The organism is Legionella nigrisilvae (assembly GCF_977063395.2).
This window is the reverse complement of the sequence record NZ_CDRUGZ020000027.1, coordinates 221207-240819: the sequence shown is the minus strand read 5'-3', so window position 1 is coordinate 240819 and position 19613 is coordinate 221207. Positions and strand designations below refer to the sequence as shown.

Below are 19613 nucleotides of genomic sequence, written 5' to 3'. Positions count from 1 at the left end.
TACAATTTCTTAAAGCAGGTCAATGAGTACACCTTAATTAAAATCAATATACAGCGGAGCATGGTCCGATACTTCATCACTTAATACACAAAATTCATTCACAGTAATATCTGGGGAAGTCAGAATATAATCTGCAAATTTTTCTTCTTTTTTGTAATAACGAGTCCTTGTTGACTTTACGTCATGAATTTTTATGAGATTATTCATTCCCTGCTCAAGAATATGCATGCTTTTTGTATCTGGTTTTAAATTAAAATCACCGCATAATATTTTAGGTGTATTGATGGTATCCATAAAATGGCGAATCCGTTGTGATTGATTGATTCGTTCTGGGGTATCCTTCTTTCCTTGCCCATTCCAGAGTCCATGAACATTCAATATGGAGTAAATTTTTTTCCCTACTTCACATTCGACCCATTGCAAATTTCTAGGGTGGTTTAACCCTATTCCTGGATAATGTTGTTTTTGATGAATATTGATATCTCCTTCTCCTAAAATATCGATATCGTTTTTCAACAACATCGCAATTCCATAGATATTTTCTACAGCGGGTTTAAAAATAGCAAAATGATTAGGAAGGAGCTGCTGTAGGTCAGAAAAAATATTGAGACTAAGTTCTCTATCTTCTTCGGTTACAGTACGATGAGCGTTGTTATATACTTCTTGAAAGCAAAATATATCGATTTCATGATGTTGGCTAATAAATTCTAATAAAGGGTTTCGTAGGTGTCCGCCCCACAAATTTAAAGTAATTAATTTCATTGATTACTAAATTCCTTTTTCATTGATCGTATAATTTGACAGAAAAACACGTGCTTTCTATCAGTTGAATTAGAGAGAAATATTTGTTACATCTTATTTTTTGCCTCCCATAGGTATTTATCATGTAAATCATTTACCGCTTTAGTCAGTTCGTCAATCTCCATATTATTTTCAATAAGATCATCTGCGCTTTTGAGACGAATATTAATATCTGGTTGCACGGATAAAATTGCCAGGGCTTGTTCTGTACTGCATTTATCCCGTTGCATCAATCGTGCTATTTGTATTTCCTTTGGCGCGCGGACAAGCAAAATTCGATTGATATAAGGGTAGGATTGTTTTGTAATAAGCAAAGGAATCTCAACAATACAATAAGGTGTCGTACAGGTATCAACTTGTTTTTCTATTTCTTGGCGGATAAGAGGATGTAGAAGATGCTCAAGCCAGTACCGTTCTTGATGATTCGCAAATATTATTTCTCTTAGTTTACTTCGATCCAACTCTTCATCTTGTTTTAAAACTCTGTGCCCGTAATGTTCTACGATTTTGTTATAGGCTAGTTCATTCTTTTTGGTAAGTTCTCTTGATATTATGTCAGCATAAATTACCTTAATGCCTAATTTCGAAAAAAGTTCAGCAACGGTAGTTTTTCCACTCGCTATGTCGCCTGTTAATCCAACACAATAAACCATATTCTTTAAATCTCATTTTTATTAATACATGTTACTACATTAATATAACATGTATAAGGGACGGGACTTTTGTGTTTACAATACGCCAGGGAAGCTAATGCCGCATCATCTCGTGTAGGGTAAAGATTACTATTCCATCTAAAAGCTTCTCTATCTAAAGCGGTACATCGCCACATAGGCGTTACATCGGCACCATGAATAAATCGAACACAACTGGCTTTAGAAGTTTTACACGAAGCAGGGGCAGTGCTCTTTTTTTTGCATTCAGAGTAAGAAAGATTTAAAGCTACCTTTTGGTAAGCACTTTGGGTCGTCCATTTAGTCTGGGTTGCATCCTGAGAGGAACATTGCCAGTAATTATCTTCGAGGGTTATTGATTCAGCAAAACTTGAAAGTGGAACAGCTAGAACAAGAAAAAAACAACATCTTATGTGTTTATTCATTTGTTTCTCCTTGAAGCAGGTCAGCTAAATCTTCGACAGGTAAAGCTTTAGAAAAATACCAGCCCTGTATAAGTCTAACCTCGTTTTGTAATAAATAATTCAGTTGTTCTTCTGTTTCTACTCCTTCTGCAATAATAGTTAGATTAATTTTTTTTGCTAAATGAATAATTGCATCATTTAATGTTTCAGCTATAGCTTTTGTACCGATTGCATGAATAAATAATTTGTCGATCTTAAGATAATTAAAAGGATAGTATTGCAAATAGCTGATACTTGAATGCCCTGTTCCATAATCGTCTATAGCTAAGGAATACCCAATGTTTCTAAGCTCTTGGAGTCTGTTGATATAAATTTCGTTATTCATATCAAGTAAAGAGCGCTCTGTTATTTCTAATAATATTTGTTTGGGTTCAATCAAATAGTGACGCACGAGTTTATAAAATTGAGGAAAAAATTGACTATCAGTGAAATGGAGTGCACAAATATTAAATGACAGATGAAAATTGGGCTGGCTATCCAAAATGTTTTTAGCTTCTTTAAACGCTATTTCAATAATTTGTAGGGTTATAGGGACAATTAAGCCAGTATCTTCAGCTTCCTCTATAAACAGATCAGGCATAATGATCTCATTACTATAATCTTGCCATCTTAATAATACTTCGGCCCCAGAATAGGTATTACGTTGAGTGTCAAATAATGGTTGATAAACAGGATAAAATTGTCCACTTTTAATAGCCTGTTTTATTGCGCCGTGCAATGAATAATATTTGTTAAATTTATTTTTAATCAAAAGGTATAATAAAACTGTGAATGTTAAAATATCAAGGATCAGCAGGATTTGATTATGCAAAAGGTTGTTAATTAAAGTTTGATCAGGTCCTTCGACCGTAAGTTCAATGCCATTAAGAGTATTTAATGGAGCACTGGCAAATATTTGTTCTGTAAAAATGGGTAATTTATCCATCCAAGAGCTATTAGTTGGTTTTTGAATCCGGATAAGTTCTTTTTTCTGATTCACATCGTATAACGTAATCGTTTGTATTCCATTTTCTGAAATATTCAATTCTTCATTGAGGACGGGAGACAAGAGGATCATTTTTATTTGATAAATACCTATTTTTTTTTGAATCAGGTAGATAGGATGAATAAACATAGGGACTTTTAATGGACCTATAAGTGAGCGACTGTTGTCGTGACTTAGATTAAACGTTTGGTTTTGGGGTAATGTAGAGCACGAAATCTGGTGCCTGGTGTCATAAATCATAAGTCCAGAGACTTGGGGATAATTCATAATAATCTGTTGTAAGTAAGGATCAAAATCATTCTTACAATTTATATTGTTCTTTTGATACGTAGGTATTTTATTTATTTCAAGAAACACATCATTGATAAAACGATCAATATTTTGAGCTCGTTTATGGGTTATGTCTGTAATATAATTAAAAAAATTCGAAACACTCTTATACCAATTAATATAAGAAAATGCTAAAAGTAAAAAAATGGTAAAAAATATCCAGACTAGCCTCAATCGCTTGTAAACAATAAATGCCATGTTTCTGTATATTTTTCGCATGTTTTACGGCGTTAGATAGGCTCCCTTTATAGAGTGTAGTGTTATTTCCGCTAATTTCCCAATTACTTCATGTTGCGTATTTAATGGAGGTAGCCAGTAAAGCGTTTTACCTATAGGCCTTATTAAAGCTCCATGGTTTAATGCTTGCTGATAAACACTATTGCCTATGCGATCATCTTCAGTGCCTTCTAGATCCGCTGCTACTACGGCTCCAATTCCTCGAACATTACTTAATTTACCAGAGAGTTGGGCTACTTCAGTTAAGGCTGCAAACATGTATTCACCTAACTTTTGAGCTTGCTCGAGGATTTGTTCTTCCTGCATGACGCGAATGGTTGCTAATGCGGCGCTGACCGCGAGTGGATTTCCACTATAAGTATGTGAATGTAAAAAAGATTTTCCGCTTCCATAATCTGCATAAAAAAGATCAAAGATTGAGTTATCGATCATTACACAACTTAAAGGGATCGATCCGGAGGTCAATCCTTTGGATAAACAAATAAGATCGGGTTCAACATCTGCATGATCTGATGCTAACCATTTACCTGTGCGACCCATTCCCGTCATTATTTCATCGGCGATAAGATAAATATCCTTGCTTTTAGCCCAGGATGATAAGCGTTTAAGGAAATCGGGGCTATAACACAACATTCCTCCCGCACCTTGAAGTAAGGGTTCTACAATGATGGCACAGACTTTATCACTGATTGCTTCCAATTCTTTTTCTACAATGGGCCAATAGTTGTCACAATTGTGCCATAAGGGATCTCCTTTCCCCGAGATATACGGTATATTTTCAATATAATGACAGGTAAGACCAAACGATGAGTAGGGAGCTTTATAAAGACCTAAATCACTAATACTCATTGTACCTAGGGTTTCTCCATGGTATCCATTCTTAAGAGCAATGAACTGGTTCCTATCTGTATGGCCTTTGATTTGATTCGCATGGATTGCAAGTTTCATCGCGATTTCAACGGCGCTAGAGCCATCACTTGCGAAGAAAACATGTTGTTTTTGTGTAATTTGGGTTAACGCTTCGGCTAGCTCCACCAGTTGTGGGTGTGTGGTATTTGCGGTAATGACATGTTCGAAGCGATTCATTTGGTCTTTTATTGCTGCAATAATCGCCGGATGGCCGTGACCTAAAGATTTACACCACCAACTGGAGATAGCATCAATTAGTGGCCCTTTGTTGGTATAGAGATAACTACCCTTAGCTTTTTCAATAAACAAAGGAGGGCATGTCTCAAAATCTTTCATTTGTGTGCAAGGATGCCAAAAATGTTTCAAATCTCTACTAATTAATTGGTTGATGTTGACCATTTTTAAAATTTTGGTTGACAAGATGGGTTGGGACTTTATCATGTCCGTTACCTAAATTAAATAAATACGACACAAAATTGCAGCGAAGTTAGGTGCTTTCGCTTCACTTAATATCCTTGATTAGGAGGTAATGTTGTGACTCAAGTTAAGAAGCACTGGGCTGTTTCTGAAATTACAGCACTTTATGAACAACCCTTTAATGATTTGCTACATCAAGCACATACGGTACATAGAGAATACCATCAACCAAATTCATTACAATTCGCTACATTGTTAAGTATTAAAACTGGAGCATGTCCCGAGGATTGCGGTTATTGTTCTCAAAGCGGCCATCATAAAACTCATGTTGAGAAAGAAAAGTTAATGTCAGTTACTGATGTATTAAAAGCCGCTCAAGAGGCAAAAGAAGGTGGGGCTAAACGATTTTGTATGGGAGCTGCCTGGCGTTGTCCTCCGGATAAGGCGATGGGTGAGTTACAGGAAATGATTAAGGGAGTAAAGTCTTTAGGGCTTGAAACCTGCATGACTTTAGGTATGTTAAATCAAGAGCAGGCTGCCAGTTTAAAAGAAGCGGGTTTGGATTATTATAATCACAACATTGATACATCACCTTCTTATTATGAAAAAGTAGTTACAACACGCAAATTTAGTGAGCGATTGGATACCTTAAATAATGTTCGAGCTGCCGGAATGAATGTGTGTTGTGGTGGTATTTTGGGCTTGGGTGAAACACGTGCAGACCGAATTGAGTTTTTATTCACTTTAGCAAACATGGAAACACCGCCTGAAAGTGTACCAATTAATCGTCTAATACCTGTAGAAGGAACACCTCTTGCAAAAGCTCAACCAGTAGAAGGTATTGAGTTAGTAAGAACCATAGCTACTGCCAGGATAATAATGCCTCAAAGTGTCATTAGACTGACGGCTGGAAGGACTGAAATGAGTGATGAATTACAGGCCCTTTGTTACTTTGCAGGTGCGAATTCAGTATTTCTTGGAGATAAGTTGTTAACTGAAGAGAATCCTCGACGTACAAAAGATAAGGAGCTTTTTAGTAAACTTGGTTTAACTGAGATGGTTTAAATGCCTCTAAGTTATAAAATTAAAGATTATATTAATCAGCTGGCACAAGAAGGTTTATTAAGAAATAGACTAGTGACGGCTGAGGATTCCTCATTAATTCATTTTGACAGCAATGATTATTTATCCTTGGCAAGAGATAAACGTATCTCTGCAGGATACCAACGAGGTTATGCTATATACCCTAGTGGGAGTGGGGCTTCGATGTTACTGAGCGGCTATCATCCCAATCACCGCGCTGTTGAAGAAGCATTTGCCAATTTACTAGCCGTAGACGATTGCATTTTATTTTCTTCGGGATATGCGGCAAATCTCGCAGTTACAGCCTTATTAGGAAAGTTAAACGTTCATTGTTTTATTGATAAGGAAATTCATGCTTCAATTTATGATGGCTTAGCATTATCGCATGTAAACTATACCCGTTATTTGCATAATAATTTAGATGATTTAAGCGGTAAATTAACTAGTGATTTTAAAAGTTCGGCGTTAATCACTGAAGGAGTTTTTAGTATGAGCGGCCAATTGGCCCCTTTGGTAAAGCTCTCTTCAATGTGTCATGCGAATAAAAGCGCACTCTTAGTAGATGAGGCGCATTCTTTTGGGATTATAGGCGGCGAGGGAAGAGGGGCGACAGACTATCATGAGTTGACTCAAAATGAAGTCCCATTACGAATAATTCCATTAGGCAAAGCTTATGCGGCGCAAGGTGCCCTTGTTGCTGGAAAAGCAGACTGGATTTATGCTTTATTGCAAGCGGGCCGTTCCGTTATCTATTCGACTGCGGTAAGTCCTGCTTTAAGTTATGGTTTATTGAATACTTTGGAATTGGTAGTCAAGGCAGAAGACAGACGTTCAAAATTAGGACAACTAATAGCCTTATTTAGAACGTACGTGAAACAATCCCCTTTAAATTGGACTGATTCTATTAGTCCAATTCAGCAACTCAAATTAGGATGTCCTCACTTAGCTTTGCATTATGCTCGCGAATTAAAGAAACGGGGGATAAGTTGCTGTGCGATAAGAAAGCCTACCGTGAGTGTCAAAGCATCGGGATTACGTATTATTTTGAATTACGATCATACTCCGGAGCAAATTCATGAGTTATTTAATCAGTTAAGTGAAATTTATGAACATAAACATCCATAGTTATGGAGAAGGATACCCGCTTGTTTTTTTTCATGGATGGGGATTTGACAGTCAGATCTGGTCACCATTAATACCCAAGCTTCTCATGCATTACCAACTTATCCTCGTTGATTTGCCAGGATTTGGTTATACCACAATAATGGACTGGGATTTATTTAAAACGCGCTTAGTCAATCAATTGCCCGAAAAATTTGCATTAATTGGTTGGTCTATGGGCGGATTATATGCAACGCGTTTGGCAACAGAGGAACCGGATAGGGTCGATTATCTTATTAATATTACTTCATCACCACGATTTTTAAATAGCGAGCTATGGCCAGGGGTATCTCCAGAAGTTTTTAGAAATTTTTATAAAAGATTATCAGAAGAACCACATGCTACATTAAAAGAATTTCTAGAGCTCAATGGATTAACAGCTAATAAGGAGTTTCCACCTTTACCTAACCAATTGCCCTCTCAAGAGGGGCTGGAATTAGGTCTTAAAAGTTTAGAATCTTGGGATTTGCGAGAAGAATTAAAGCAGTTCAGTAAGCCAACATGCTTTATATTTGGTCGACTAGATCCTATTGTACCGATTAAAACAATGAATTTCATGCAATTGGTCTACCCCAATGTTCATCTTGTTTTATTTAAGCGAGCTGCACACATGCCCTTTTTATCCCATACAGATTTATTTATTGACGAACTACGAGGATTTATTAAATGAAACGTTTTTTTATCACAGGTACTGACACGGATTGTGGTAAAACCTATGTTACAGCACGTTTGGCCAATTATTTCTCATCCTCAGCCGCAATTAAACCTGTAGCAAGTGGGTGCATGGAAATAGAAGATCAACTGATAAGTAGTGATGCACAATATTTACAAAAAAATGGTATTAGTTTGGATGTAATAAATCCCTGGCGGTTTAGATGGGCTGTTTCACCCCATATTGCTGCACATGAAGAGGGTGTTCAGTTATGCATTAATGAAATTGCAGATTATTGTCTTAATGTGCAGCTTGATGGTATTGAAAACTTGTTCATTGAAGGTGCGGGTGGATTAATGGTTCCACTCAACGATCATGAAACTTGGATTGATTTTTTGAAGATTACTAGAATCCCGGTTATTTTGGTTGTTGGTATGAAATTAGGCTGTATCAACCATGCATTGTTAACAGAATCGGTTTTACGTACAAACAACATTCAATGTATGGGATGGATTGCCAATTGCATTGATCCCAATATGCAAGCTTTATCCGCCAATATAGATACATTAAGCCAAAAACTTACTTCTCGTCTTTTAGCCACAGTGCCATTCTCTGGTGAATTGACTCTGATTAATTCATTTCTTGATCATTATTAACTTGGTGGGTTGAATCCTTTTTTGTTGCCACTTGTTGTTTTAATAACACTATTGTATGTTAATGAAGAATTCATTTAATGAAAAGGAAAACTATGTCTACACGAGATAAGTTAATACAATCAGTAATGACTGCATTTTTTGTTTTAGTAGCAACAGGAAGTTCAGCGGCAGACAGCAATGACAATAATACTGCTGCCACGGAAAAATGCTACGGAATTGCTAAAAAAGGAATGAATGATTGCGCTACTGCAACTGCTTCTTGCGCTTCATCTGCAACAAAAGACAAACAAAAAGATGCCTTTATTTTATTACCTAAAGGACTTTGTGAACGAATTGTTGGCGGAAGTCTCAAATCTGAGTAATAATTTGAATATAAAAATGATGTAAAATTACATAGTAAATAAGGAAATTGATTATGAAGCAAACGCTAGGAAGTTGGTTTTCATCATTGCTTATGGCAATTACTTTTTCTACTTCAATCTATGCTGCACCTGAAACATACACTTTAGATAAAAATCACACTTACGTGTTATGGAGTGCGGATCACATGGGTTTTACAACTCAATATGGAAAATGGTATGCAACAGGACAGTTAATTCTTGATAAAGACAATCCAAGTCAGAGTAAAGTTAATGTGACAGTTGATGTTATGGATATGATTACGGGACTTCCAGAGCTGGATAAACATTTAAAAAGTAATTTGTTTTTTGATGCTGAGCATTATCCCGCAGCTACCTTTGTTAGTAATAAAGTAACCCCACAAGGCGATAAAAAAGCTACAGTGGAGGGTATTCTAACGTTACGCGGTGTAAGTAAGCCTGTGATATTGCAGGTTACCTTAAATAAGGTGGGAATGAATCCGATTAGTAATAAACAGTCAGTCGGTTTTACTGCCACAGCCTCTATAAATCGTTCGGATTTCGGAATCAATGCATTCTTGCCTGCAGTGAGCGATAAAGTAAACCTTTTTATTGGAGCTGAAGGATATCAGGATCAAAATAAAAAACCAGATCAAGATAAAGACCAGGCGCAAGGTAAAAAATAGGATATTTTATGCAATTCAAAAACAGCCCCACACATTTTGGTATTGTTACCATAGTATTCCATTGGGTAATCGCTTTATTAATTATAGGGCTATTGATACTTGGTTTATATATGGTGTCTATGCCTTGGAATGCCCAAAGGCTAAAATACTATGGCTGGCATAAAGAGTATGGTTTTTTAGTCCTATTTTTAGCTATTTTAAGGATCATATGGCGTCTAGCGAATGAAAATCCTGAATTGGCTTTACCTTGGCTGGAAAAAATTGCGGCACGCAGTATGCACTGGGCATTCTATGTATTTATGTTTGCGATGCCCATTACTGGTTGGCTAATCACATCAGCCGCGGGATTGCCTGCTTCATTTTTTGGTTTATTTACTTTGCCTAATCTTATAGCACCTGATGAAAGCAAAAGGATTTTATTTGAATCGATTCATGAATGGTTAGGTTATGCGCTTATTGCGGCAATTTGTATGCATACCGCAGCTGCTTTAAAACATCATTTTATTAATAAGGATGATATATTACGGAGAATGTTCCCATGAAAATGATTAAGTATTTTCTTGTTTTATTATTTTTGAACAGTGTCAATGCGAGTGCGGATGCCTTATCTGAATGGACCCTAGTTCCAAATGAAAGCAGTATAAGTTTTACTGCAACACAAAATAATGCACCTGTTACAGGTACCTTTAAAGAATTTACGGCAAAAATAGTTGCAGATCCGAAAAATTATCAAAATAGCAGTGTGGTGGTGGAAGTGAACATGAACTCACTCACAACCTCCTACGCAGAAATTACTTCCATATTACAGGGTTCCGATTGGTTTAATGCTAAAGAGTTTCCAAAGGCTGAATTTAAGTCATCTAAATTCACAAAAAAAGATGATAAAAATTATGAAGCCACTGGGACATTGACGATAAAAAATAAATCGTTACCAGTAACGCTTACGTTTACCGCTGTAGAATCTCCTAAAGATCATCTGATTGTTGAAGGACATACTAACTTAAAACGGTTAGATTTTGGAATTGGACAAGGGGACTGGTCGAGTACTAGTGAAATAAAAGATGAAGTCACAGTAAATTTTAAAGCGGTTGCTACGCGTAAACAATAATTTCATTCAGGGGTTAACAATACCTCCTCCCAGCGTACTAAGGAATCTTCAGTAAATGGCAGGAGGTATATGGAATACAATGCCTGAAATTGAGATCCTTCGTCGTAAACTCCTCTGGATGCAGGAATGGAGGCTATACGTTATCCCGAACCTATAGAACTATTCATCCTTTACCAGCACACTTAAATGATGCATTGTTAATTAATTATTGCTCCATAAGCCACTTCTTCTTTAATTCGATAAATTTGGCTTTTTGATTGTCGTTTAAAAGAGCAAACATTTCATGTTGCATCATTATCTTACTTCTTAACATAGAAGCTCTAATTTTATTGACCTTCTCTATCAAAGCATCAAGTTTTGCTTCATCAATTTTATCAGTCTTAACCAAAGAGTTTATCTGGCTGCGTAAAATTCTGAGCTGAGCATAATGTTCTTTGAAGTTTGCTTTTGCATTTTCTTTATATGCTTTTAATTTTGCTTTTTGATCTGCAGTAAGGTTAAGTTCTTGCGCTAACTTATCAAATTGACGATGAGAATTACAATGTTTTGAATCATCAATGCAAGCAAAGCTTGGCTGTCCTAAGATTAAGGTTAATGCGATTGTTGATAGCCAAATAAATTTTTTCATTATTTAATCCTTATAATAATTAAACTAACTTTCCTGTTTAACATCATGACGATGAACCTAAAATATTATTAATTTAAAATCAGTGATACCAAGGATCGCCTAATTTTATTTTTTTATCTTTTGTAAGACTAAAAATAGTTGCTTTATGACAAAGACTATCGAGTTCTTTGATTAATTTTTGTGTATATCCTTTATGCTGACGGATACTATGAAGGATATTTTTGAATTGGAGGATATTAAATTCATTCTCTTGAGTAAAACAACTTAATACCAGCTCAAGATCTATTTTGGCACGATTTTTTCCTTTAGAAGTAAAATGGCTGGATGTATGCGGTATTTGCTGAATGTATTGTTCTATATCATTTTTTATTGTAAAAAAAGAAACAGGTAAACTTTGAGCAAGTTCTTTCTGACGTGTAGCAAGGAACTTTGTCCGGGATGCTTGTAATTTTTTTCCAGAATCCAGCCAGGAGGAATCGTTTAATTCGCCTTCGTCAACACCTAGAAACTTGAGCATTCCCAAAACATTTTCGTGCAAGGGAATAGAGTTTTGTGAGCGAAAAGCATTTTGCAATCCATAATGATTGAAAGAGAGAGGTTGAATCTCTTTAATGAACTTATCGGAGTCCACAACGTACCCACTGAATAATGCATTTGATATTTGTATTGGACCTGTAGTGCAGACCACAATGGACTTAATATAAAGGTCTCGTTCCTTATTCATTAAGTAAGCTAGGAACTTCTCATCATTTTTTTCTAAAATACGTCTAATTGAAGAATATTCTTTGCTGAAAAAAAGATACTTAATTAGGTTTAATTGTGTCTCGAGATCTTTCCGTAATCTCTTGATCACCTCTTCATGGGTTTCTTGCGCCTCAATTTTATTAAAATCTAAAAATTTATTTCTATCGGTCATTACTTCATTAATATAGGCTCTGATTTTTAATGAAGAATCGGAAGTATCTGGTGGTAGGATTTCTTTGGATTTTGCTATATAAAGGGACTCAGAACGATTTTTCATAAACTTTAAAAGATGGCGATTTATAAAGCTGTTCGCATTTAATTCATTTTCAGTTCGTTCAATAAAATCGGTATCATAATGTGCTAGTCTTGAGATAAGTCCGGATTGTACGCGTTCAATGTCTTTTTTTGCAGCAAGTTCATCTACAATAGCAACAAAATCATTATTTGATAGAATAAATTCTTTTCTACCCATTTTTAAACTACCGATGTTAAGAAGTATGGGCATTTCAGTTGCAATGAGCTTAGGAAGTTTGGATGTATCAATGGGGAAATCAAAATCTGTATAAGTCCCTTTTTTAAATATTGGTGACAGCCATCTTAAAATATCACTTGCAACGGCCAAATTCCCACCAGATTTTAAATTAGATAATTCTTCTTTATAAAAACTATACAATTTCAATTCATTATCCGATTGAAGGGTGGCAAGTAGGGTGTTGGCATCAAAAGTAATAATCTTATGTTCCTTACAGAATTCATCTAATGAATTTACAGAAGCATGAGTCAATAATGCAGAGTCATATACTAGATGAATCGTATCGTTAGGATTGTTTTCGCGCATTTCAATAAGACGAATTTGATTTTCCAAATTCATAAACACGTTTGGATTATTACTTAACCAGATTTTTACATGTAAGTTTGGATTATATTGATACATTTTATTCTTAATTTTTAGGTTCAATAAATTACCGTATATAAAAACTAGTCACTGTATATTCCGGAACGCAATAAGAACGTTCATATAAAAAGCTTAGCACAAGATAAAAAAAATGAATTGCGACTAAATTCGATTGATGAATTTCGTCGAATATGTTATAAATACCGCGCTTTAAATACACACACGGTTCGGCACATACGATAGGGTCCCTTGAGGGTTTCGTATGGGAAGCGTGGAGGAATAACCCTGGAGAATAAATTATGAATATAAGCATGCGTGAATTGCTTGAATCAGGTGCTCATTTTGGACACAGAACGCGTTTTTGGAATCCTGAAATGGGCGATTATATTTTTGGTTCCCGCAACAAAATTCACATTATCAATCTTGAAAAAACAATGGTAATGCTCAATGATGTTGTCAATTATGTGGGTAGATTGGCATCTAATAAAGCAAAAATTTTATTTGTAGGAACTAAAAGGGCAGCACAAGACAGTATTCGTGAACATGCGAAGCGTTGTGGTATGCCTTATGTTGATCATCGTTGGTTAGGTGGTATGTTGACCAACTATAAAACTGTTCGTCAATCCATTTTTCGCTTAAAAGAATTAAAAGAAATGAAAGAAAAAGGATTATTTAACGGCATGATTAAAAAAGAAGCATTGATGCTGACACGTGAACTTGAAAAATTAGAAAGAGGTTTAGGTGGGATTGAGCACATGGGTGGTTTGCCTGATGCTCTGTTTGTTGTTGATGTTGGCTTCGAGCATATTGCTGTTGAAGAAGCACATCGATTAAAAATCCCTGTGATTGGTGTTGTTGATACCAACAATAGCCCAAGAAATATTGATTATATTATTCCGGGTAATGATGACTCCATGAGAGCAGTTGATATTTACGTACGTTGTATTGCTGATGCAATTTTAGATGCTAAAGGCACTAATACAGTAGGAGTAGGTTCATCTGACGCTGAATTTGTAGAAGTAGTTGAACAAACTAAAGATGCAGAAAAAGCTGGGGAATAATTAGAATTTAACATATAGGGGGCTGGGTGTTTGAACACCTAAATTTGCCCCCTTTTTGCTATACGGAGAAATGAAAATGTCAATTAGTGCAAGTTTAGTCATGCAGTTACGTGAGCGTACAGGTGCTGGTATGATGGAGTGTAAAAAATTTCTAATAGCAACCAATGGTGACATAGAAGCTGCAATCATTGAAATGCGTAAAGCAGGCCAGGCAAAAGCAGATAAGAAAGCTGATCGTGTTGCTGCGGAAGGTGTAATAGTAATCGCACGTTCTGTTGATGGACGCAGCGCAGTGATGCTAGAGATAAACAGTGAAACAGATTTTGTGGCGCGTGATGAGAACTTTACCAACTTTGCTAACTCAGTTGCTAATGCTGCATTAAATAGTTCAGCCACAACAATTGTAGAATTGTCCGCTATGCCTCTTCCATCAGGCGGTACCGTAGAACAAGCCCGTCAACAGTTAGTAGCAAAGATTGGCGAAAATATTAAATTAAGACGCATAGAACGTATGCATTGCGACACTGGAGTTATTGGTTGCTATTTACATGGATCAAGAATTGGTGTTATGGCTGCGCTTAAAAATGGTGATGAAGAGCTTGCTAAAGATATTGCAATGCACATTGCTGCGAGCAAACCCATTGTAGTAAGTAAAGATCAAGTATCTACTGAAGCGATTGAAAATGAACGTGAGATTTTTACTGCTCAAGCCAAAGAAAGTGGCAAGCCACAAGAAATTATCGATAAAATGATTGAAGGTCGAATCAACAAGTTTATTGATGAAGTAAGCTTATTAGGTCAACCCTTTGTTAAAAATCCAGATATTAAAGTAGGTCAACTTTTGAAAGAAAAGAATACTGAAGTTCTTTCTTTTGTTCGTTATGAAGTTGGAGAAGGTATAGAGAAAAAAGAAGACAACTTTGTTGAAGAAGTGATGGCTCAGGTTCGTACATGATGAATGAAAGTCACCCATTAAAATATAAGCGTATTTTACTTAAATATAGTGGCGAAGCCCTTATGGGCAAGTCACAATTTGGTATTGATCCCTCAGTCTTAGATACATTAGCTAAGGATATAGCCGATTTAATTAAGATGGGCGTTGAGGTTGGTCTCGTATTAGGTGGTGGTAATTTATTTCGTGGTAAAGCACTTTCTCAGGCAGGCGTTGGTCGTGTAACAGGCGATCATATGGGAATGCTTGCTACCGTAATGAATGCTTTAGCGGTGAGAGATGCTTTAGAACGTATTGATATGCCTGCGCGTATTATGTCAGCTATTCCTATGCTAGGTGTAGTTGACCCGTATCATCGACGCAAAGCAATTGAACATTTGCGAACTGGATATGTTGTAATTTTTGCGGCCGGAACTGGAAATCCGTTTTTCACTACAGATACCGCCGCTTGTTTAAGAGCTATTGAAATAGGAGCTGATGTAGTTTTAAAAGCCACTAAAGTCGATGGTGTTTATTCAGAAGATCCTTTTAAAAACCCTAACGCCAAACGGTATGATTATTTAACTTATATTGAAGTTTTAACACAAGGCTTGGAAGTAATGGACTCTACTGCAATTTGTCTTTGTCAGGATCAAGGCATGCCTTTACAGGTTTTTGATATGACTGCACCTAATGCATTAAGAAGAATTGTATCTGGAGAGCGCGTAGGAACTATAGTCGGAGCTAATCATGATAAATGAGATTAAGCAAGATTCAGAAAAGCGGATGAAAAAAACTATTGAAGTGTTACAAACTGATTTGACTAAAATTCGCACAGGAAGAGCGAGTGTTGGTTTGCTCGATCACATTCAAGTTGATTATTACGGAACTATGACCCCCTTAAATCAAATAGCAAATGTTTCTGCTAGTGATTCACGAACAATTTTAGTGACTCCATGGGAAAAATCTATGGTAGCAGCCGTAGAAAAAGCTATTTTGACTTCAGATTTGGGGTTGAATCCTGCGACAGCAGGCAGTGCGATTCGTGTTCCAATGCCCCCATTGACTGAAGAACGTAGAAAAGAGTTGATTAAGGTTGTTCGTAATGAAGGCGAACAAGGAAAAGTTTCCATTCGTAATATTAGAAGGGATGCGAATACTCAATTAAAGGATTTGGTCAAAGATAAAACTATTTCAGAAGACGATGAACGTCGCGCAACAGAGGTTATTCAAAAGCTTACTGATAAATATATTCTTGAAATAGACGGATTATTAGCCGAAAAAGAAAAAGATTTAATGGAAATTTAATTCTAGTTACTGCTTGAGGCAAACAGCCTCAAGCAGCAATATTCATTTTGTTGTACTTTCATTATAACTAAAGTAATTAGTTCGTTCGCTAACTTATGTAATAAGGGAAATTTGTACTAAAGTTTGCATCACTTTTTTATAATCTCGAATGCATCTCGCCCTAAAATGTTATGTAAGTCACTTTGAGGTTAACCCATGATATATAAGGTCGTTTTTTTTGGTAAAAGTGATAGTGGTAAAACTCAACTTAATAATCGAATAGCAAATCTAAATTTCGAAAATGGGGCCCCACTTACCATAGGTGCTGATTTTTTGACAAGGCGAATAGACTCTAATAACAGTGTAAGCATATGGGACACAGCTGGACGAGAGCAATACAAAGGAATGTCAAAAATGTTTTATAGAGGTGCAGATGTTGGGGTATTTTGTATTGATCTAACCCAAGAAATTAAGGAAGAAGAAATCCTTAAAAGTATCCAAGAATTTCGTCACTATGTACCTACTGCCCCTATTATTTGTGTTGGAACAAAATCCGATTCCCCCAAAGCGGATGTGAAAGCGCTTGATAGAATTAAATCGAAAGAATTATTTGCTGATTTCATCGTCACCTCAGCAAAAGATGATAAAAATGTAGAAAATCTTTTTGGTTTAATCTGTAAATATTGTAGCGCTAAGCTTCTATCCTTATGGAACGAGAACGTTGAGGCACTCCAAAGTAGTTTACAATCGCTCCCATCAGAAAAAAGTTTATTAATTAATAAAGAATTAATAGAGCTGTCACAAGTTATATTGGCGAGGCATGACAATTCTAGTGTAAGCCCCAAAATTAAGGCTAAAGCGATTGAAGACTTTAAACATAATTGTAAAACTATTTTAAAAGATGAATATCCAGATGTTCTTAAAGCAGTTCTTTCAGTTGCTGCAGCCGCTATTGTACTTACTGTAACTGCATTGATTGGATTTACAATAGGGGTGGCTTGCAGTTGGTGGACAGGTCCAGGGGCATTTTTTGCAGGTCTTCTAAGTGGTTATACTGCTGCGGTTACCGTAGCCTCATCCAGTACTATGCTAGGGGCCCTAACTGGTGGACTCACAGCGTATGGATTATTTAAATCATCTCCAGAACTGCGCGCCATCAATGAATTTGCTGAAACAGTATCTTCCTTCGACCCCGCGATTGTGTTGTAGTTTAAAAATTTAAATGAGTATTTCGCAGTTTTTTATAATAACCCATATCTCTCATAGCAAGTTTTATGGGAGTTCTCCATAAATCGAGAGGAGGAAATCGCTGGGGTAGATGATAATCGGTTCTCAACCGAACTCATCGTCTAAAAAATGTTGTTAATTGTTGCCAGGTAGTTTTTTTATAATCTCCAACATAACCCCACGAGTCGACCCAAATAATTCGTTTAAACGCATCAGTGTGTTTTATTTTATTCATAAATAATTCTTTACTGTCATTTTTGGCAGCAAGAATTACCATGTTTGCACTTTGTCTTATAGGGATCACCAACGTATTGCTAAATTGATGTTTAATTAATTGAAAAATCGGGTATTGTTCTTTAATATTTGCTAGATTTACAGCAAAAATTCCATCATCAGTTATTATTTTTTTGCATGAAGCAAAAAACTGCTTGTTTGAACATTCAGGTGGAAAATGGTTTGCATTGTAGAGATCCACAATGAGATGTGAAAAATGAAATTCACTTGTTTGTACATAATCCATTGCATTTTCATGAATGATTGTTAAATTTTTTAAACGATCCATTATAAAAAAACGTTTTGCTATCTCGATAACCTCTTCGCTATTATCTACTGCAGTCAAATGAATATCCTTCAGCATTAGTGCGACTCCAGCCCCACCTAGGCCTAACATGCAAGTACTACCGGGATATTTTCGAGCCATTAATGTGAGTGCGGGTAGATAATGAAGGCCTGGCTGATGTGGATTATGACGGTTTATAACGGTTTGTAACGCATTACTTCCTAGTTTTAACCATCGATAAAATGCATTTTGATATACTTTGTAACCTGAAGGAGACGTATAAATGCAGGTACCTAATTTTGTTTTCCACATTTTAGGAAGTCTTCTCTAATTGAAAGGGATAAATTGACCCTAGTTTTAGTATTCCAGTTAATTCATCCAGAGCACAAAAACACTCTTCAAGTAACAGAGGATCTGCTAAGTCGGTTGCAATTAACTCAGTACGATAGTGTTTTAATACCCACTTTTTTAAAAGCTTTAATAATTCTTCATTTATTAAAACGCCTTGATGCATTGCTTGAAGTTCCTCTTCATTTAACGCAATACGTAATCTCAGACAAGCGGGGCCACCACCATTTCGCATGCTTTGTTTCAAATCAAGGAAGCGAACGGAGTTAATGGGATTCGAAGAATCAGAGAGTATTCTCTCAATACAGCTATTAGCACGTGAATTAGTTTGACACTCAAAAGGAGCTATAAGCATCATAGAGTTTTGTTGGGGCAAGCTAACGACTTGTGAATTGAAAAGGTAGGTTTCAACAGCATCCACTATACTCAGTTCTTTTGCTGAAATTTGAATGATATTGATGGGGAATGAAGCTTTGTCGTTTAATTCGTTAAGGACAGAACCTTGCTGATGAAATGCTTGTTCGTGGATGAGTAAGACCGATTCATTCGCTACACATATCACGTCATTATGAAAAACACCTTGGTCGATAGCGAGCGGATTTTGATAAGCGAATACAACATGGTCTGTCGATAATTGATGTTGACGGACGATGGCTTGTGATGCTTCTTGGGTTTGTCGAGCTGGATATTTTATTGGCCCAGGTTGCAATGGATTGTTTGCTAAACCTTTTTTCCCATATACAAAAAGATGAATTCCAGGTTGATTGTAGCTCTGGCAGATGCGGCTGTGATTCGCAGCACCCTCATCTCCCATAATGGTTGATCGAGGTAGAATAGGGTGATGATGGAAGTAATCTGAGTTTGAGAAAATAAATTCCAGAATTTTTTTGGAGAAATCAGCTTCATGATGTCGGTGTAAATTACTTACAAGATTTGCTGCTGTAAAATGAACTTTGTGGTCTTGGGTATCAGTACTTGGGGAAATTGTGGCAGCATTTGCTGACCACATACTGGAAGCTGAATAACAAGCACTGAGAAGATCAGGGGCTGTTCTGTAGGCTTTATTAATTTGTTCTTTCGGTGTACCACAAAAACCCAATTGGTAAAGTAGTTCAAGATTAGGGCGTTGGTGGGGGGGAAGTAAACCCTGTTGGAGGCCCATTTTATGAAGTAGGTGCATTTTCTCTAATCCTTGCAAAGCAGCTGCTTGAGGATTGGAACTTGCTAGTGCGTTCGAGAAGGAGGCAATATTGCCTTGCGCAAGCCCGGCATAATTATGGGAGGGTCCGACAAGGCCATCCATGTTTAATTCATAAACATTCATTTCTAATTATCCATTTTTAAAGTAATTACTAAGCGGAAACTCAATGGGGAAGTTAGGCATAGATGCACCAATGATTTACCTTACTTAGAC

At 36.4% G+C, this 19613-nt stretch carries 22 protein-coding genes; 13 read left to right on the top strand and 9 right to left on the bottom strand.

Annotated features, from left to right (window positions below; all coding sequences use genetic code 11):
- Nucleotides 1-33: 33 nt before the first annotated feature.
- The 5 genes from ACWTE2_RS18325 to bioA all read right to left on the bottom strand — a co-directional run bounded on the left by ACWTE2_RS18325 (nucleotide 34) and on the right by bioA (nucleotide 4796).
- Nucleotides 34-762 (bottom strand): endonuclease/exonuclease/phosphatase family protein, encoded by a 729-nt coding sequence (locus tag ACWTE2_RS18325; protein WP_454783800.1) that lies wholly within the window; start codon nucleotides 760-762, stop codon nucleotides 34-36.
- A gap of 86 nt (nucleotides 763-848) precedes the next feature.
- Nucleotides 849-1454, bottom strand: coding sequence for a dephospho-CoA kinase (coaE, locus tag ACWTE2_RS18320; RefSeq protein ID WP_454783799.1), 606 nt, complete (start codon nucleotides 1452-1454; stop codon nucleotides 849-851).
- A gap of 5 nt (nucleotides 1455-1459) precedes the next feature.
- Entirely contained in the window at nucleotides 1460-1897 is a 438-nt protein-coding gene (locus ACWTE2_RS18315; RefSeq protein WP_454783798.1) for a hypothetical protein, read from the bottom strand.
- On the bottom strand, nucleotides 1890-3449 hold the full coding sequence (locus ACWTE2_RS18310; RefSeq protein WP_454783797.1) for an EAL domain-containing protein: 1560 nt from the start codon (nucleotides 3447-3449) through the stop codon (nucleotides 1890-1892). Before ACWTE2_RS18310 ends, ACWTE2_RS18315 begins: the two co-directional genes overlap by 8 nt.
- 24 nt (nucleotides 3450-3473) lie before the next feature.
- Entirely contained in the window at nucleotides 3474-4796 is a 1323-nt protein-coding gene (gene bioA, locus ACWTE2_RS18305) for an adenosylmethionine--8-amino-7-oxononanoate transaminase (RefSeq protein WP_483099541.1), read from the bottom strand.
- 135 nt (nucleotides 4797-4931) lie between these two features.
- Here bioA and bioB point away from each other — a divergent pair, with 135 nt between their 5' ends.
- The 8 genes from bioB (at nucleotide 4932) to ACWTE2_RS18265 (ending at nucleotide 10519) form a co-directional block, all read left to right on the top strand.
- Entirely contained in the window at nucleotides 4932-5879 is a 948-nt protein-coding gene (gene bioB / locus ACWTE2_RS18300; protein ID WP_454783795.1) for a biotin synthase BioB, read from the top strand.
- A complete protein-coding gene (locus ACWTE2_RS18295) occupies nucleotides 5880-7022 on the top strand; it encodes an aminotransferase class I/II-fold pyridoxal phosphate-dependent enzyme (RefSeq protein WP_454783794.1) in 1143 nt (380 codons plus the stop codon). It abuts the gene before it with no gap.
- Nucleotides 7003-7728, top strand: a complete 726-nt coding sequence (locus ACWTE2_RS18290) for an alpha/beta fold hydrolase (RefSeq protein ID WP_454783793.1) — start codon at nucleotides 7003-7005, stop codon at nucleotides 7726-7728. The genes ACWTE2_RS18295 and ACWTE2_RS18290 overlap by 20 nt, the downstream gene beginning before the upstream one ends.
- Nucleotides 7725-8366 carry a dethiobiotin synthase gene (bioD, locus tag ACWTE2_RS18285; RefSeq protein ID WP_454783792.1) on the top strand — a complete coding sequence of 214 codons (642 nt, stop codon included), beginning with the start codon at nucleotides 7725-7727 and terminating at the stop codon, nucleotides 8364-8366. The genes ACWTE2_RS18290 and bioD overlap by 4 nt, the downstream gene beginning before the upstream one ends.
- A 92-nt stretch (nucleotides 8367-8458) precedes the next feature.
- Nucleotides 8459-8728 (top strand): BufA1 family periplasmic bufferin-type metallophore, encoded by a 270-nt coding sequence (locus tag ACWTE2_RS18280; RefSeq protein WP_182390720.1) that lies wholly within the window; start codon nucleotides 8459-8461, stop codon nucleotides 8726-8728.
- Between the two features lie 53 nt (nucleotides 8729-8781).
- Entirely contained in the window at nucleotides 8782-9411 is a 630-nt protein-coding gene (locus ACWTE2_RS18275; RefSeq protein WP_454783791.1) for a YceI family protein, read from the top strand.
- A gap of 8 nt (nucleotides 9412-9419) precedes the next feature.
- Entirely contained in the window at nucleotides 9420-9953 is a 534-nt protein-coding gene (locus tag ACWTE2_RS18270) for a cytochrome b (RefSeq protein WP_454783790.1), read from the top strand.
- A complete protein-coding gene (locus ACWTE2_RS18265; protein WP_454783789.1) occupies nucleotides 9950-10519 on the top strand; it encodes a YceI family protein in 570 nt (189 codons plus the stop codon). Before ACWTE2_RS18270 ends, ACWTE2_RS18265 begins: the two co-directional genes overlap by 4 nt.
- A gap of 205 nt (nucleotides 10520-10724) precedes the next feature.
- On the opposite strand, the gene ACWTE2_RS18260 is transcribed toward ACWTE2_RS18265, so the two are convergent.
- Nucleotides 10725-11147, bottom strand: a complete 423-nt coding sequence (locus tag ACWTE2_RS18260) for a Spy/CpxP family protein refolding chaperone (RefSeq protein ID WP_454783788.1) — start codon at nucleotides 11145-11147, stop codon at nucleotides 10725-10727.
- A 79-nt stretch (nucleotides 11148-11226) separates the two neighbouring features.
- On the bottom strand, nucleotides 11227-12825 hold the full coding sequence (locus tag ACWTE2_RS18255) for a glycosyltransferase family 88 protein (RefSeq protein ID WP_454783787.1): 1599 nt from the start codon (nucleotides 12823-12825) through the stop codon (nucleotides 11227-11229).
- 257 nt (nucleotides 12826-13082) lie between these two features.
- Between ACWTE2_RS18255 and rpsB the strand changes: the two genes are divergently transcribed.
- From rpsB to ACWTE2_RS18230, 5 genes are all read left to right on the top strand, one after another.
- Nucleotides 13083-13847: a 30S ribosomal protein S2 gene (gene rpsB / locus ACWTE2_RS18250; RefSeq protein WP_454784422.1), complete on the top strand. Its 765-nt coding sequence runs from the start codon at nucleotides 13083-13085 to the stop codon at nucleotides 13845-13847.
- Nucleotides 13848-13923: 76 nt separating this feature from the next.
- Complete coding sequence (gene tsf, locus ACWTE2_RS18245) at nucleotides 13924-14802, top strand: translation elongation factor Ts (protein WP_454783786.1); 879 nt, start codon at nucleotides 13924-13926, stop codon at nucleotides 14800-14802.
- Complete coding sequence (pyrH, locus tag ACWTE2_RS18240) at nucleotides 14799-15539, top strand: UMP kinase (RefSeq protein WP_182390715.1); 741 nt, start codon at nucleotides 14799-14801, stop codon at nucleotides 15537-15539. The genes tsf and pyrH overlap by 4 nt, the downstream gene beginning before the upstream one ends.
- On the top strand, nucleotides 15529-16086 hold the full coding sequence (gene frr, locus ACWTE2_RS18235) for a ribosome recycling factor (RefSeq protein WP_454783785.1): 558 nt from the start codon (nucleotides 15529-15531) through the stop codon (nucleotides 16084-16086). Before pyrH ends, frr begins: the two co-directional genes overlap by 11 nt.
- Before the next feature lie 195 nt (nucleotides 16087-16281).
- Entirely contained in the window at nucleotides 16282-17274 is a 993-nt protein-coding gene (locus tag ACWTE2_RS18230) for a Rab family GTPase (protein WP_454783784.1), read from the top strand.
- A 133-nt stretch (nucleotides 17275-17407) separates the two neighbouring features.
- Here ACWTE2_RS18230 and ACWTE2_RS18225 read toward each other — a convergent pair whose 3' ends face one another.
- Both ACWTE2_RS18225 and astB read right to left on the bottom strand, forming a co-directional pair.
- Nucleotides 17408-18163, bottom strand: a complete 756-nt coding sequence (locus ACWTE2_RS18225) for a spermidine synthase (RefSeq protein WP_454783783.1) — start codon at nucleotides 18161-18163, stop codon at nucleotides 17408-17410.
- A gap of 1 nt (nucleotide 18164) precedes the next feature.
- Nucleotides 18165-19523: an N-succinylarginine dihydrolase gene (astB, locus tag ACWTE2_RS18220; RefSeq protein ID WP_454783782.1), complete on the bottom strand. Its 1359-nt coding sequence runs from the start codon at nucleotides 19521-19523 to the stop codon at nucleotides 18165-18167.
- Nucleotides 19524-19613: the final 90 nt, after the last annotated feature.

What these genes read in the sequence shown, in the direction of transcription:
- ACWTE2_RS18230 (WP_454783784.1), top strand. Translation starts at nt 16,282, where the DNA reads ATGATATATAAGGTCGTTTTTTTTGGTAAAAGTGATAGTGGTAAAACT.
- ACWTE2_RS18315 (WP_454783798.1), bottom strand. Translation starts at nt 1,897, where the DNA reads ATGAATAAACACATAAGATGTTGTTTTTTTCTTGTTCTAGCTGTTCCA.
- ACWTE2_RS18225 (WP_454783783.1), bottom strand. Translation starts at nt 18,163, where the DNA reads ATGTGGAAAACAAAATTAGGTACCTGCATTTATACGTCTCCTTCAGGT.
- ACWTE2_RS18265 (WP_454783789.1), top strand. Translation starts at nt 9,950, where the DNA reads ATGAAAATGATTAAGTATTTTCTTGTTTTATTATTTTTGAACAGTGTC.
- ACWTE2_RS18270 (WP_454783790.1), top strand. Translation starts at nt 9,420, where the DNA reads ATGCAATTCAAAAACAGCCCCACACATTTTGGTATTGTTACCATAGTA.
- pyrH (WP_182390715.1), top strand. Translation starts at nt 14,799, where the DNA reads ATGATGAATGAAAGTCACCCATTAAAATATAAGCGTATTTTACTTAAA.
- astB (WP_454783782.1), bottom strand. Translation starts at nt 19,523, where the DNA reads ATGAATGTTTATGAATTAAACATGGATGGCCTTGTCGGACCCTCCCAT.
- ACWTE2_RS18275 (WP_454783791.1), top strand. Translation starts at nt 8,782, where the DNA reads ATGAAGCAAACGCTAGGAAGTTGGTTTTCATCATTGCTTATGGCAATT.
- coaE (WP_454783799.1), bottom strand. Translation starts at nt 1,454, where the DNA reads ATGGTTTATTGTGTTGGATTAACAGGCGACATAGCGAGTGGAAAAACT.
- ACWTE2_RS18280 (WP_182390720.1), top strand. Translation starts at nt 8,459, where the DNA reads ATGTCTACACGAGATAAGTTAATACAATCAGTAATGACTGCATTTTTT.
- frr (WP_454783785.1), top strand. Translation starts at nt 15,529, where the DNA reads ATGATAAATGAGATTAAGCAAGATTCAGAAAAGCGGATGAAAAAAACT.
- bioA (WP_483099541.1), bottom strand. Translation starts at nt 4,796, where the DNA reads ATGGTCAACATCAACCAATTAATTAGTAGAGATTTGAAACATTTTTGG.
- ACWTE2_RS18310 (WP_454783797.1), bottom strand. Translation starts at nt 3,449, where the DNA reads ATGGCATTTATTGTTTACAAGCGATTGAGGCTAGTCTGGATATTTTTT.
- bioD (WP_454783792.1), top strand. Translation starts at nt 7,725, where the DNA reads ATGAAACGTTTTTTTATCACAGGTACTGACACGGATTGTGGTAAAACC.
- tsf (WP_454783786.1), top strand. Translation starts at nt 13,924, where the DNA reads ATGTCAATTAGTGCAAGTTTAGTCATGCAGTTACGTGAGCGTACAGGT.
- ACWTE2_RS18290 (WP_454783793.1), top strand. Translation starts at nt 7,003, where the DNA reads ATGAACATAAACATCCATAGTTATGGAGAAGGATACCCGCTTGTTTTT.
- ACWTE2_RS18255 (WP_454783787.1), bottom strand. Translation starts at nt 12,825, where the DNA reads ATGTATCAATATAATCCAAACTTACATGTAAAAATCTGGTTAAGTAAT.
- ACWTE2_RS18325 (WP_454783800.1), bottom strand. Translation starts at nt 762, where the DNA reads ATGAAATTAATTACTTTAAATTTGTGGGGCGGACACCTACGAAACCCT.
- ACWTE2_RS18295 (WP_454783794.1), top strand. Translation starts at nt 5,880, where the DNA reads ATGCCTCTAAGTTATAAAATTAAAGATTATATTAATCAGCTGGCACAA.
- ACWTE2_RS18260 (WP_454783788.1), bottom strand. Translation starts at nt 11,147, where the DNA reads ATGAAAAAATTTATTTGGCTATCAACAATCGCATTAACCTTAATCTTA.